The sequence below is a fragment of the Proteus terrae subsp. cibarius genome (assembly GCF_011045835.1).
Classification (GTDB): domain Bacteria; phylum Pseudomonadota; class Gammaproteobacteria; order Enterobacterales; family Enterobacteriaceae; genus Proteus; species Proteus cibarius.
This window is the reverse complement of sequence record NZ_CP047349.1, coordinates 550951-564608: the sequence shown is the minus strand read 5'-3', so window position 1 is coordinate 564608 and position 13658 is coordinate 550951. Positions and strand designations below refer to the sequence as shown.

Here is a 13658-nt window from a genome sequence, read left to right as displayed (position 1 = left end):
ACTTATTTTTTATTTTATTTTTCTTCTTTTTGTTTTTTTTAATCAACTGACGGTCTTTTTTATTAACATTATCACTAACAACTATCCGCTCTAAACACCCTTATTTTGAATAAATAACAAACAAAAAAAGATGAGCAATATAAACAAGATAACGTTTTATTTTCTCTCAATTAATATTAAAAATTTATCTTTTATGATCTCTATAAAATAGAGAATACCTTTTGATAATATTCATTTTCTTAAGGTTTTATTTTAAAAAACTCTCTATTCTGAACTCAAAAAGAGGTTAGATGTCTATTTTTCACGATCCAATATCCATGCGTAAGTGGTGTCGTCATCCAGTTGAAAAATTTTCTGTCTAGTTTTTCCTGATTTTGTTAGAGTGTTGCTGTTTTAAACAATGAAAAATAGACCCTATGAAGTAGAAAACGGGTAAATAGATTACAACACCTATTGATTTTATATTTACCCCCAAATGACTCAGTTTTAGGAAGCCTTTTATATGGAAATCGTAAGAGAGCTATTCTTGGCGCTATGGCATCAAGATTACGAAACCTTAGCTAATCCTTCATTAATATGGATTATCTACATTTTATTATTCACCATACTATTCCTAGAAAACGGAGTATTGCCCGCTGCTTTCTTACCAGGAGATAGCTTATTAATTTTAGTGGGCGTGTTAATTGCTAAAGATACAATGGATTTTCCATTGACTTTACTTATTTTGACTGCAGGAGCAAGCCTAGGTTGTTGGTTGGGCTATCTTCAAGGACGATGGCTTGGAAATACGAAATTAGTACGTAGTTGGCTTTCACATCTACCAGAACATTATCACCAGCGCGCACATGGACTTTTTCATCGTCATGGTTTAGCTGCATTACTTATTGGTCGCTTTTTAGCGTTCGTTAGAACATTGTTGCCAACAATTGCCGGCCTTGCTGGATTGAATAATACTCGCTTTCAGATTTTCAATTGGTTAAGTGGACTTTTATGGGTCGGTATACTGACCACATTGGGTTATATATTAGGTAATAGCCCACTATTTCGTCAGTACGAACACCATTTAATGAATATCCTTATGCTATTACCTGTTTGCCTATTAGTTATAGGATTAATTGGTAGTATCTGGGTTGTAATTAAAAAGAAAAAAACGAAAGCGTAAGATCTATCAAATAATATCAAGATATTCCGACTACCATAAAAAGCAGTAAGAAAAAATAACAAAGGCCTGTTTCATTCAATTGAACAGGCCTTTATTTTATTTCGCTATACACTCGCCTTAACACCCTCTCATTCTTTTAACTGCGGATATCTATTAAGATTTATCTCTTTTTTTTACCAATAAGTCATTATTTAATTTCATTAAGCGGTAAAATTAGTCTATTGTTATAAGTATCATGTCTATCTCTATTAAAGGAGTGAATTATGTCTCATCAACGTTCAAATGAAGATCTGCGTAGTGAATTGAAATCTCTTGCTGATACTCTAGAAGAAGTGCTGAACTCCTCTGCAGATAAATCCAAAGAAGAAATCCAAAGCCTGCGTGCAAAAGCAGAATCGGCGATAAAAGGCTCTCGTGAAAAACTTAGCGATGCGGGTCGAGAAATTGTTGATAACACCAAAGAAATCGCCGGAAAAGCAGATAACTATGTTCGTGAAAATCCATGGACAGGTGTCGGTATTGGTGCGGCCGTTGGTGTTGTTCTTGGTGTTCTACTGGCAAAACGCTAATTTATAATGAGTGATACTCAAAGACCACAGGGCCCCGCATCCGGGGTTCTGAATTCTCTCAGTAAAATTGGTGCCATCGTGATAGGCATGGTCGAAACTCGCCTACGGCTAATCGCCATTGAACTGGAAGAAGAAAAAACTACCCTGATCCAGCTTATTTTAATGGCTGGTGTTACCTTGTTGCTCACCGCCTTTGGCTTAATGAGTTTACTTATACTGCTATTTTGGGTTATTCCACCTGAATACCGAGTCTATGCGTTAGCTATCACAACCGCTACTTTACTTTTCTGTGCACTGATTGGTGCCATCATGACATTAAGAAAAGCGCGAAATTCCACATTGTTAGGAGACACTCGCCAGCAATTGGAATTAGATAAACGTCTTTTGGAGCAATATCATGATGAACAGACAAAATAAGCAAGCAATCCTCGCAAGACGTAAAAAGCTGTTGTTGAATAAAATTCAGCAACAGCGCTCCGATTTAGGGCAAAGCACGCAAGCTTGGCTTGATGTGACAGAGCCTTATGATAAAGCGTGGCGGATTTTAGTCTCATTAAAACCTGCATTTTTAGTAGGCGCTAGTTTTATTTCTCTTTACAGTATTAAACACCCTAAAAAAATCATACGATTAGGACAACGCGCTATCGGTGCAATTGGCTTAATTCGGACAATACAGAAGTCCTTCAAAAAAAACTCAGATTGAACATCAATTTTTTTGTCTAAGAATGTTAATTCTTCTTAATATCCTCTTTTTCAATTTCCTATTATTGTATATCTCACACCGTAGCCGTGGTTATTAATTCTAAAAATAGAAAATTAACCAACGAAAATACAAATATAAACAGATATACATTGCAGATAATAGAGTTTAATTAGGAATAAACATCATGAAAAAATTTGAAGACATTGCGTTATTAATTGCCCGTATTTTAATGCCGATTTTATTTATCAGCGCAGGCTACGGAAAAATTGGTGGCTACGAAGGTACACAACAATATATGCAAGCAATGGGTGTTCCCGGTTTCTTATTACCACTAACCATTTTATTAGAATTAGGTGGTGGATTAGCAATCTTATTTGGTTTCTTAACTCGCACTACAGCAATTTTTACTGCGGTCTTTACTCTCTTAACCGCATTACTGTTCCACAGTAATTTTGCTGAAGGCATGAACCAATTAATGTTTATGAAAAACATGACAATTGCAGGCGGATATTTATTACTGGTTGTTACAGGCCCAGGTAAATGGAGCTTAGATCGTATTTTCAATAAAAATTGGTAATAACGAGTTCTGAAATAAAAAAGATCCTCTAGGGGATCTTTTTTGTTTGCTTAAAATAAAACTAACTCATTATTTATATTTGTTTTGATTATTTTTTATCGCTCGCAAAGAGTTTAGGTATTTCACGTAGACACCACGATTTAGCTTCACCCATGCTATCTCTGCGCCATGCCATAATAATATTATTTTCATGATGATATTCAGGGCCAACAACACGTAAACGCCCTTCTTTAATATCATCTTCAATTAAATCAATCGGCATTGTCGCCACACCTAAACCTGCGATTAACGCTCTGCGTTTATCTTCAATAGAACTGACCGTTAAACGGCGCTGTTTATCTAACAACAATACTGTCAACACAGGGCGTTCTCTTGCGGTATCTGCAATCGCAATACCCCGATATTTTAAGCGAGTTTCTTCTGCTAATGGCTCAGGCTCGTTATGAATGGGGTGATCTGGGCTGGCAACATAAACGCTAGTGGTATTGTATAAAGGGCGAAAATTGATTTCAGATGAAGTGCGAAAATGCATATCAGGTGAAATCACAATATCACATTTACCGCTTTCTAAGCTTTCCCATGCACCCGCTAATACTTCTGTTACTAAAGAGAGTTGGGTATTGGATTTTTCAGCTAATTTATCGACCAAAGGAAAAAGTCGAGATGCTGGGGTAAGCGCTTCACAAACAATAGTGATATGTGGCTCCCAACCTCTTGCTAAGGCTTCAGCATCTGAGGTTAATTTATCAGCAGCCTCAAGTAATATGCGCCCTCTATCAAGAAGCATTCGGCCAACATTAGTAAATTTAGTTCTATGGCCAGAACGGTCAAAAAGAACAACATCTAAATCTTCTTCTAATTTCTGCATGGTATAACTGAGTGCCGATGGAACTCGATTTAGTTCATCGGCCGCAGCTGCAAAACTCCCTCTACGATCAATGGCATCCATGACTCGTAAAGATTCCAACGTAATTGCTTTGTCTTTACTCATTATACTTATCTCTATCAAATAATTTGATTATGGGCACCAGATTAACTTGCTAACAATAGACAGTCCATACCTCTATGATAAATATATTGATAATCTACTCGAAAAATACCGCCATGATAAAATACAGAACAGCACAACAGTGTGGTAAAGCGGATTATGGTTGGCTACAAGCTCGCTACACATTTTCCTTTGGCCACTACTTTGACCCTCATTTTTTAGACTATGGCACGCTAAGAGTGCTCAACCAAGAAGTGCTTGCCCCAAATTCTGAGTTTAAAGCAAAGACTTATCCTCATGTGGATGTGGTTAATCTTATTCTTCAAGGGGAAGCAACATACCTTGATAATATGGGACGTACAGTGACGGCAAAAAAAAATGAGTGCTTACTTATTTCACCGCATAATACTGATACGTATATAGAGAAAAACAGTAGTCCTGATACACCATTAACTCGTATTCAATTGTGGCTAAATGCGTGTCCACAACAAGAAAGTGTAGCCTCACAAAAATTGGTATTAGATGAAAATTTAAAATATCAATTATTAGCCTCACCTACCGGTGATGATGGCTCGCTAATATTAAGGCAAACCATCTGGCTTTATCATATTCATTTGCAAGCAGGTGATGAAATTACACTACCAATAAAAGGGCAGAAAGGCTTTTTGCAATCCATAAAAGGTGGCACCTATTTGCAAACATCAACACAAGAAAATGGGCAAATTCAGTGTGGTGATGGGGCATTTATTCAAGATAGCCATAATATTACATTGAAAAGCTCGGCTGAATTTCGTGGTTTATTTATTGATATTATCTCGTGATAATCAATTTAGATGGACTTAAAAACAGAAAACCCTCGACACACAATGTGAATCGAGGGTTTTTTATGAGGTGAGTTGACCGTTAAGCCGGGTTCTGTCGTGGACAACCATTCATCTAGGCCAGAACTTGCGCGCTGGCTCCAGCAACCTACCCGGGTTCAATGCGGGCCGCACCATAAGAACCCCTATTTGGTCTTGCTCCGGGTGGAGTTTACCATGCCACAAACTGTTACCAGTTGCGCGGTGCGCTCTTACCGCACCCTTTCACCCTTACCTGATCCTGTAAACAGGCCATCGGCGGTTTACTCTCTGCTGCACTTGTCGTAGGCTCGCGCCTCCCAGATGTTATCTGGCACCCTGCCCTGTGGAGCCCGGACTTTCCTCCCCTCTATCCGTCTCCCCCGAAGGGACAACGATAAAGCAGCGGTTGTCTAGTCAACTCAGGGTGCGGATTATAGGGATTTTGGTAGAAAATGTATAGCAAAAGAAGCTAAAAAATCACTTTACTCGTCTTGAGCTTCACCATTTTGCTCAATGACATGCTTATAGAGTGCATTTTTCTTCACACCATAAATTTCTGCAGTGACTGCGGCTGCTTTTTTCAGTGGTAACTCTTTTTGTAAAATCGCCAATGTCCGTAATACTTCAGGAGAAAAATCGTCATCAACGGGTTTTTCATAACCCTCAACAATTAATACCATTTCACCTTTACGGCGGTTTTCGTCTTCAAGAACCCATTTAAGTAATTCACCAACAGGCATACCTTGAATAGTTTCCCACGTTTTTGTGAGCTCTCTCGCTAATACTACGTAGCGATCTTCCCCCCAAACTGTCACCATATCAGCTAAACTATCTAACAGCCGGTGTGTTGATTCATAAAAAATCAATGTACGAGGCTCTTCTGATAATGACCGTAAACAGTCTTGACGACTTTTTGTTTTTGCAGGTAAAAAGCCTTCGTAACAGAAACGATCTGATGGAAGCCCTGCCGCAGACAGTGCAGTAATAGCAGCACAAGCGCCGGGTAATGGCACGACATTTATGCCATTCTTACGACATTGATTGACTAAATGATAGCCAGGATCGTTAATTAATGGTGTACCTGCATCAGAGACTAATGCGATACTTAGCCCCTGCTGTAATTTGCTAATTAATTGATCTGCTTTTTGCTGTTCATTATGATCATGTAACGCATACAAACGTGCGTTAATGGCAAAGTGCTGTAATAGAAGCCCTGTATGACGGGTATCTTCTGCAGCAATTAAATCGACATGAGACAGCACATCAAGTGCCCGCTGGGTGATATCGCCCAGATTACCAATAGGTGTGGGTACTATGTACAGTGTGGATGTCGTTACCGCTGCTCGATTAGGTTGATTCATTGTTTATTCCGAATGACCGATTTAAAATTGAGCATAATTATAAAACATCACTGGGTACAGTATGCTTTCCTCAATTTTTGTGCGTTTTAAAACAGGTTTATCCTATACTGCGATACTCTCTGCGCTGATTATGTCAGGTTGTACCCTGACGGGGCAACAAGAACAACCTCTCACTCCCGCTGCAAAAGCAGAAATGGAGATGAAACAATTTCAAAAAGTGATTGATGACGCTCAAGGGTTGGCATCTTTAGATGTTATTAGAGCCTATATTGGGTTAGAAACATTAATTACAGACCCTCAACTGCATCAGAAAAATATTGATGATACATGGCTCACGCTAACCAAACTCACACCAGAGCAACGCCGTAGTGTTGTTATCAAAGCAGATGAAAATACACTGCAAGGTTGGTTAGACTTACTGAATACCTATGAATACAACAAAGATGATGCTGATAAATTATCAACAGCGGTCAGAGAGTGGCAGACTCGCTATCCTCGCAACCCAGCCGCATTAACACTTCCAGCATCATTGTTACGTCTTTCACAGCCTTCAGTGAGTGCAAGTAGCCAAATCGCATTATTGTTACCTTTAACAGGGCAAGCGAAAGTTTTTGGTGAAGCTATTCGTCAAGGCTTCCTTGATGCGCAAAGTGGTTTACCACAACCTCAAGAAATGCCAGCGCCACAAGCGCCTAAAAATGACGATAGCCTTAATTCAATTTTAGAAGAATTAGGCATCAAAAATACTGAAACACCAACAACAGATACGGCAAAAGAAACAACTGAAAATACGCAAGCGACTCAAGATCAAGAAAAAGAGAGCTCTACATTTTCTGGTGATACAACATTACGCTTAGATCCTGTTGCACAAAACTCTCGCCAAGTGATTGTTTATGATACTAATAGCCAATCTATCGATGTTTTACTGAAAAAAGTACAGCAAGATGGTGCTAACTTAATTGTCGGCCCGTTGCTAAAACCTGAAGTCATGAAGACTATTGAGCTTCAAAGTGGCTTACCTGTATTGGCATTAAATGAGTTAGACAGTGTTCCTTCAGCAACAACCGTTTGTTTCTTCTCTCTTTCACCAGAAGATGAAACCCGTAATGCGGCACAACATTTACGTCAGCAACAAAAATCAAACCCATTAATTATTGTTCCTGATAATAAATTTGGTCAAAGAATGGCACAAACATTTGCTGATGAGTGGCAACGCACCGGCGGCGGTACCGTTTTACAACAAACTTTTAGCTCTGTTGAAAGCTTAAAAGCCTCTATCAACCGTGGTGTGGGTATTCGAATGACGGGTACGCCTGTTCTCCCAACGGCTAATGCACCTTTACCATTAGAGACTCAATCTATTCCATCAGCAAGTGGCGCCATTGATTCTGTTTATATCATTGCGACTAGCGATGAATTAACCTTAATTAAACCAATGATTGATATGGCGATCAGTACCAAAAAGCGTCCACCAATTTATGTTAGCTCACGTAGTAACCAAGGTGGAACCGGCCCTGATTTCCGTATGGAGATGGATGGCATTCAATTTAGTGATATTCCATTGATGACTGGTGCTAATTTGCCATTAATGCAAAAAGCATCAAGCAAATTTGCGAACGATTACTCATTAATGCGTCTTTATGCCATGGGAATTGATGCATGGTCATTAGCAAACAATTACAATGATCTGACAAAAGGCACATTGCGTTTTAATGGTATTTCAGGCTCATTACGTGTTGAAGACAACTGTACTGTTTATAGACAACTCCCTTGGATGCAATTTAAACAAGGTAAGATTGAACCTGTTGCACAGTAATGCACGCATTTAATTATCATTAAAATAAACCGCCATTATGGCGGTTTATTTTATGAGTGATGTAAAGAAGGAAATCATGGATGATTTTTTCTAAAAGCCCTTATTTTTTAGGGCTATACTATGAGCAAAAAGCGCTAAAATATTTACGCCAACAAGGATTAATATTGATTGAGCGTAATGTCCGATATCCCTGTGGAGAAATTGATCTTATTATGCAGGAAAAGAGGACATGGGTATTTGTTGAGGTTCGTTTTAGACGTAACATCTTATTTGGTGATGCTATAAGTTCTATTACTACCTCAAAACGGCGTCGCTTATGGCGTACAGCAAAATATTGGCTAGCACAACGCCAAGAAAGTATCGAGACTTCAGACTGCCGTTTTGATATTTGTGCATTTAATCAACGCCAGCTAATATGGCTAAAAAACATTCTCGATTATACGGAATTTATTCGTTAAATTAGATTATATAGGTCTTAACGTGCTTGATAGAATCAAAGTCTGCTTTACAGAGAGTATTCAAACTCAAATTGCAGCAGCAGAAGCATTACCAGATGCCATTTCCAGAGCCGCCATGATGATGGTTCAATCTTTGTTAAACGGCCATAAAATATTAAGCTGTGGAAACGGTAGCTCAGCAGCAACAGCACAGCGATTTGCAGCAAGCATGATCCATCGTTTTGAAACAGAGCGCCCAAGCTTGCCCGCATTATCGTTAAACACAGATAGCGTTGTGATGACTGCAATTATGGGGAATCAGCAGCACGATGAAATCTATGCAAAACAAGTGCGTGCCTTAGGACAAGCTGGAGATGTGCTACTTGCTATCTCAACTCACGGTAACAGCAGAAGTATTATTAAAGCCGTTGAAGCCGCTGTTACACGAGATATGACCATTGTTGCATTAACAGGTTATGATGGCGGAGAGCTTGCCGGATTATTAGGCCCTCAAGACGTTGAAATTCGTATTCCATCTCAACGTACCGTCAGAATACAGGAAGTTCAGATGCTAACAGTCAATTGTCTCTGTGATTTAATTGATAATACATTATTCCCACATCAGGATGACTAAGGAGTTACTATGAAATTGCTTCCTATCACTGCAGTGCTATGTTCTGCACTTTTACTGCAAGGTTGTATCGGCGCAGCGGTTGTTGGCACTGCCGCAGTTGCGGGTAAGACTGCAACCGATCCTCGCTCATTAGGGCAACAAGTTGACGATGGTACATTGGAAGCACGTGTTTCTGGTGCTCTAAACAAAAACGAACAGATCAAGAAAAGCAATTCACGTATCGTAGCTACAGCTTATCAAGGCAATATTCTGTTAACAGGCCAAAGCCCTGATATGTCTGTTGCGAATACAGCAAAACAAGTTGCGAGTAAGGTTGAAGGCGTGAATAACGTCTATAACGAAGTCCGCCAAGGCGAACCTGTGACATTAGGCACAGCGTCTTCAGATACATGGTTAACAACCAAAGTTCGCTCTCAGATTTTAGGCAGTGATTCAGTAAAGTCTTCTTCTGTAAAAGTGATCACTGAAAATGGTGAAGTGTTCTTATTTGGTATTTTGACTCGCCAAGAAGGGGCTGCGGTTGCAAAAATTGCTAGCGAAACCAAAGGTGTAGTAAAAGTAACCACGGCATTTACTTACCTTAACTGATCCCATTACTAACATCGTTTTTGTATTATCCTGTCAGTATCGAGTATTTATAATAAATAACCGATACTGACAGTGTCTTTCTCGACTAAAAACTCACCTTTTCTCAACAAACTATTAGCGTCTTAGCATGCCTTTATCAATGATAAAATCGATAATAGTTTCTAAGCCCACTTTTTCTTTTAGATTTGTGAAAACATAAGGCTTCACAGGACGCATTCTTGCTGTGTCTGCTTCCATCACTTCTAATGATGCGCCAACATAAGGTGCCAGATCGATTTTATTAATAACTAATAGGTCTGAATGTGTAATACCTGGGCCACCTTTACGTGGAATTTTTTCCCCTTCAGCCACATCAATTACATAAATGGTTAAATCAGCAAGCTCTGGGCTAAATGTCGCACTTAAGTTATCACCACCACTTTCCACAAAAACGATATCAAGATTTTTGTGGCGCATTGCTAATTCTTCAACCGCCGCAAGGTTCATTGATGCATCCTCACGAATAGCAGTATGAGGACAGCCACCCGTTTCAACACCAATAATACGATCCGCATCTAATGCTTCAGCTCGCGTTAAGATCTTGGCATCTTCTTGAGTATAAATATCGTTAGTAACAACCGCGATTTCATAAGTGTCGCGCATTGCTTTACAAAGAACTTCTAACAGTGCCGTTTTTCCTGATCCAACAGGACCACCAACACCAATACGAAGTGGTTGATTATATTCTTGCATATAGATTTCTCATGAACGAAAAAGTCGAGTGTATTGTGTTTCATGGCGACTACTGGCAATAATTTGCGCCGGTGTAAAACTCCCAATATCTTCAGTGGGCCAATGTGCAGATTGCTCTACAATCGCAGGGATCTGCTCTGCTAATGTAAACAATATCTTCTGCCCCGCACTTTGCCCTAAAGGGATCAGTTTCACTCCTGACATCACCGTATTTTCAAGCCAACCCCAAGCATAAGCACAACATAACTTTTCAGCAGAAATGTTCCATTTCACAGCAGCTAACGCAAATGCCATAAGTTGTGTCTGTTTTACACAAGCTTGTAAGGTTTCATCTAACTCAATATCTAATTGAGGAAGTAAACGAGCAAAAGCGATGCCTCGTTGGCGCTCTTCTTGTCGCAACTCTTTAGTTTCACGACTTGCGACAATAAAATCACACCAATACTTCACTTCACTCATTTTGGCTTGAGCTAAATTTTCTTGTAATCGCCGTAAGATAGGGAGCTCTAACGTTGCTAAAGTGCTGGTCATTTGGGTACTTAGCCAATCCGCTAATGTTTGAGGACAACAAACCCAGCCCTTTTCAATCGCCCACTCTAATCCTTGAGAATAAGTAAACGATCCCACAGGTAAAGAAGGACTGACTAATTGATATAAGCGCAGATCTGCAAGCATCAATAAGCTCCCTTATTCAAATAATTAGTGATGATGATGATCGTCATGAGAGTGATGATGATGACCACCTGACGACCCACCATAAGCGCCCGGCTCAGGTTGGTATTTCTCTAATTCCACAACCACATTGGCACCTAAACCTCTCGCCATATCATCTAAAACATGATCGTGAAAATAACGACACCAACCCGCTTCGATTTGTAATGGAACATGACGATTACCTAAGTGGTAGCAAACACGAGCCAATAACAGCGGATCGTCACTATATACCGTTGAAACTTGCTCTTTTGCCGCTTCAATTGTGACTAGCGTATTATCTTCTGACAGTAAGATATCACCTTCTTTTAGCACTGTACCGCGAGGCAAAAATAGCCCCGCTTCTTGCCCATCACTTAACGTCACTTTTAAACGACTTTTGGTTCTTTCATCCATCGTTAAGCATAAAGTAATAGCCTGTATTTCTGGCGTTACTAATTCAAGCGCTTTTTGTTTATCAATAAGTTGAGTAAATCTTTTCATTCTCTACATTCTCGGTAAACGCTAATCAAAAGAGGAAATAGCGTTGTGCCATTGGTAATTGCGTTGCAGGTTCACACACTAATGGCACACCATCAGCTTTCACAATATAGGTTTGAGGATCAAGCTCGATATGAGGCACATAACTATTGTGGATCATCGAAGCTTTAGTGATGTTACGACAGCCTTTAACACGACCAATTAAGCTCTTTAAGCCCAGCTTTTCAGGCACTCCAGCTTCAATGCCCGCTTTTGACATAAAGATCATCGACGTCTGATATTTCGCTTTACCTAAGCAAGCATACATTGGGCGATAATGTACAGGCTGAGGTGTTGGAATAGCCGCATTAATATCACCCATTGGCGCATAAGCTACCATGCCACCTTTCATGATCAACGCAGGTTTCACACCAAAAAAAGCTGGATCCCATAAAACCAGATCCGCTAATTTACCTTTCTCAATAGAGCCGACTTCGTGTGCAATACCATGTGCTAAAGCAGGATTGATCGTGTATTTCGCAACATAACGTTTAATACGATGGTTATCACTTTCAGCGGTATCACCGTCTAATGTACCGCGCTGTAATTTCATTTTGTGCGCACATTGCCAAGTACGAAGAATAACTTCGCCTACGCGTCCCATTGCCTGTGAGTCTGATGACATAACAGAAATAGCACCCATATCATGTAAGATATCTTCTGCTGCGATGGTTTCACGGCGAATACGAGATTCAGCAAAAGCCACATCTTCAGGAATAGACGGATCAAGGTGATGGCAAACCATCAACATATCAAGATGCTCATCTACAGTGTTAATGGTATAAGGCATTGTTGGGTTAGTAGAAGCAGGCAAAATATTCGGCTCACCAACTGATTTAATTACATCAGGTGCATGCCCACCACCTGCGCCTTCTGTGTGGAAAACGTGGATCACACGACCTGCTATCGCTTTCACAGTTTCCTCGTAGAAACCGCCTTCATTTAAAGTGTCAGAGTGAATAGCGACTTGCACATCCATTTCATCGGCAACATTAAGGCAGTTATGAATTGCCATCGGTGTTGCACCCCAGTCTTCATGGATTTTTAAACCAATAGCACCGGCTTCAATTTGCTCGCGAACGGCTTCTGGTTGACTCACACAGCCTTTACCGAATAAACCCACATTAATAGGCAATTCATCAACGGCTTCTAACATGCGGTGCATATTCCAAATACCTGGCGTTACTGTGGTTGCATTTGTTCCAGCAACAGGCCCTGTACCACCACCAATAAACGTGGTGACACCAGACACTAAACCTTCTTGTGCTTGTTGAGGGCAGATAAAGTGAATATGCGTATCAACGCCACCAGCGGTAACAATTTTGCCTTCACCTGCAACCACTTCTGTAGCAGGCCCTACAACAATATCTACATTAGGTTGAACATCAGGATTCCCCGCTTTACCGATACCCACAATGCGGCCATCTTTAATACCGATATCCGCTTTTACAATACCCCAATGATCTAAAATAATGGCGTTTGTAATCAGCACATCGACACATTCAGCATTGACAACTTGGCTTTGCCCCATGCCATCGCGAATAACTTTACCACCACCAAATTTGACCTCTTCGCCATAAGTCGTGAAGTCTTTTTCAATTTCGAGAAAAAGCTCAGTATCGGCCAATCTCAGACGGTCGCCAGTTGTTGGACCAAACATATCTGCATAAGCTTGACGTGAGATAGTTTTCATTTTTTCTCACTCTCCAATTTACCCATCACCTTGCCATGAAAGCCGTAAATTTCACGCTTTCCAGCAAAAGCCACTAATTCAACAGTACGGCTTTGCCCTGGTTCAAAACGAACCGCCATGCCCGCTGGAATATTTAAACGAAAACCTAATGTGTCTTCCCGTTCAAATTTCAGCGCCTCATTCACTTCATAAAAATGATAATGAGAGCCGACTTGCACAGGTCTATCGCCATGATTGGCAACCTGTATTGTTTTTGTTTCTCGACCTACATTAAGTTCGATATCACCTAATGCTTGGTTAACTTTAATTTCACCAGGTATCATGTT

Annotated in this window: 17 protein-coding genes and 1 other RNA gene; 10 read left to right on the top strand and 8 right to left on the bottom strand. The window is 40.1% G+C overall.

What is annotated here, in order from left to right; genetic code table 11:
- Window positions 1-502: 502 nt before the first annotated feature.
- The 5 genes from GTH25_RS02740 to GTH25_RS02720 all read left to right on the top strand — a co-directional run bounded on the left by GTH25_RS02740 (window position 503) and on the right by GTH25_RS02720 (window position 3011).
- Entirely contained in the window at window positions 503-1162 is a 660-nt protein-coding gene (locus tag GTH25_RS02740) for a DedA family protein (protein WP_075671379.1), read from the top strand.
- 263 nt (window positions 1163-1425) lie between these two features.
- Window positions 1426-1731, top strand: coding sequence for an ElaB/YgaM/YqjD family protein (locus GTH25_RS02735; RefSeq protein WP_075671381.1), 306 nt, complete (start codon window positions 1426-1428; stop codon window positions 1729-1731).
- A 6-nt stretch (window positions 1732-1737) separates the two neighbouring features.
- The gene (locus GTH25_RS02730; RefSeq protein WP_075671383.1) at window positions 1738-2148 is read left to right on the top strand and encodes a phage holin family protein; all 411 of its coding nucleotides are present in this window, start codon (window positions 1738-1740) and stop codon (window positions 2146-2148) included.
- Window positions 2129-2434, top strand: a complete 306-nt coding sequence (locus tag GTH25_RS02725; protein ID WP_223672548.1) for a YqjK-like family protein — start codon at window positions 2129-2131, stop codon at window positions 2432-2434. Before GTH25_RS02730 ends, GTH25_RS02725 begins: the two co-directional genes overlap by 20 nt.
- A 184-nt stretch (window positions 2435-2618) precedes the next feature.
- A complete protein-coding gene (locus GTH25_RS02720; protein WP_075671385.1) occupies window positions 2619-3011 on the top strand; it encodes a DoxX family protein in 393 nt (130 codons plus the stop codon).
- An 88-nt stretch (window positions 3012-3099) separates the two neighbouring features.
- On the opposite strand, the gene GTH25_RS02715 is transcribed toward GTH25_RS02720, so the two are convergent.
- A complete protein-coding gene (locus tag GTH25_RS02715; protein ID WP_036933024.1) occupies window positions 3100-4002 on the bottom strand; it encodes a LysR family transcriptional regulator in 903 nt (300 codons plus the stop codon).
- Between the two features lie 113 nt (window positions 4003-4115).
- Between GTH25_RS02715 and GTH25_RS02710 the strand changes: the two genes are divergently transcribed.
- Complete coding sequence (locus GTH25_RS02710) at window positions 4116-4820, top strand: pirin family protein (protein ID WP_164530312.1); 705 nt, start codon at window positions 4116-4118, stop codon at window positions 4818-4820.
- A 67-nt stretch (window positions 4821-4887) separates the two neighbouring features.
- Here GTH25_RS02710 and rnpB read toward each other — a convergent pair.
- Window positions 4888-5263, bottom strand: an RNA gene (rnpB, locus tag GTH25_RS02705) — RNase P RNA component class A.
- A gap of 60 nt (window positions 5264-5323) precedes the next feature.
- Window positions 5324-6202 (bottom strand): 16S rRNA (cytidine(1402)-2'-O)-methyltransferase, encoded by an 879-nt coding sequence (gene rsmI / locus GTH25_RS02700; protein WP_075671389.1) that lies wholly within the window; start codon window positions 6200-6202, stop codon window positions 5324-5326.
- A gap of 61 nt (window positions 6203-6263) precedes the next feature.
- Between rsmI and GTH25_RS02695 the strand changes: the two genes are divergently transcribed.
- The 4 genes from GTH25_RS02695 to dolP all read left to right on the top strand — a co-directional run bounded on the left by GTH25_RS02695 (window position 6264) and on the right by dolP (window position 9677).
- Window positions 6264-8018 (top strand): penicillin-binding protein activator, encoded by a 1755-nt coding sequence (locus GTH25_RS02695; RefSeq protein ID WP_075671391.1) that lies wholly within the window; start codon window positions 6264-6266, stop codon window positions 8016-8018.
- A gap of 80 nt (window positions 8019-8098) precedes the next feature.
- On the top strand, window positions 8099-8476 hold the full coding sequence (locus tag GTH25_RS02690) for a YraN family protein (RefSeq protein WP_075671393.1): 378 nt from the start codon (window positions 8099-8101) through the stop codon (window positions 8474-8476).
- A 22-nt stretch (window positions 8477-8498) separates the two neighbouring features.
- Window positions 8499-9089 carry a DnaA initiator-associating protein DiaA gene (gene diaA, locus GTH25_RS02685; protein WP_004245257.1) on the top strand — a complete coding sequence of 197 codons (591 nt, stop codon included), beginning with the start codon at window positions 8499-8501 and terminating at the stop codon, window positions 9087-9089.
- Between the two features lie 9 nt (window positions 9090-9098).
- Window positions 9099-9677, top strand: coding sequence for a division/outer membrane stress-associated lipid-binding lipoprotein (dolP, locus tag GTH25_RS02680; protein ID WP_036933029.1), 579 nt, complete (start codon window positions 9099-9101; stop codon window positions 9675-9677).
- Between the two features lie 114 nt (window positions 9678-9791).
- On the opposite strand, the gene ureG is transcribed toward dolP, so the two are convergent.
- The 5 genes from ureG to GTH25_RS02655 are packed head-to-tail and all read right to left on the bottom strand — an operon-like array spanning window position 9792 to window position 13655.
- Entirely contained in the window at window positions 9792-10409 is a 618-nt protein-coding gene (gene ureG / locus GTH25_RS02675; protein WP_006535303.1) for an urease accessory protein UreG, read from the bottom strand.
- Between the two features lie 9 nt (window positions 10410-10418).
- Window positions 10419-11084 carry an urease accessory protein UreF gene (locus tag GTH25_RS02670; protein ID WP_075671395.1) on the bottom strand — a complete coding sequence of 222 codons (666 nt, stop codon included), beginning with the start codon at window positions 11082-11084 and terminating at the stop codon, window positions 10419-10421.
- Between the two features lie 24 nt (window positions 11085-11108).
- Complete coding sequence (gene ureE, locus GTH25_RS02665) at window positions 11109-11603, bottom strand: urease accessory protein UreE (RefSeq protein WP_075671397.1); 495 nt, start codon at window positions 11601-11603, stop codon at window positions 11109-11111.
- A 25-nt stretch (window positions 11604-11628) separates the two neighbouring features.
- Window positions 11629-13332, bottom strand: a complete 1704-nt coding sequence (gene ureC, locus GTH25_RS02660; protein ID WP_075671399.1) for an urease subunit alpha — start codon at window positions 13330-13332, stop codon at window positions 11629-11631.
- Window positions 13329-13655, bottom strand: coding sequence for an urease subunit beta (locus tag GTH25_RS02655; RefSeq protein WP_159241738.1), 327 nt, complete (start codon window positions 13653-13655; stop codon window positions 13329-13331). Before GTH25_RS02655 ends, ureC begins: the two co-directional genes overlap by 4 nt.
- Window positions 13656-13658 lie beyond the last annotated feature (3 nt).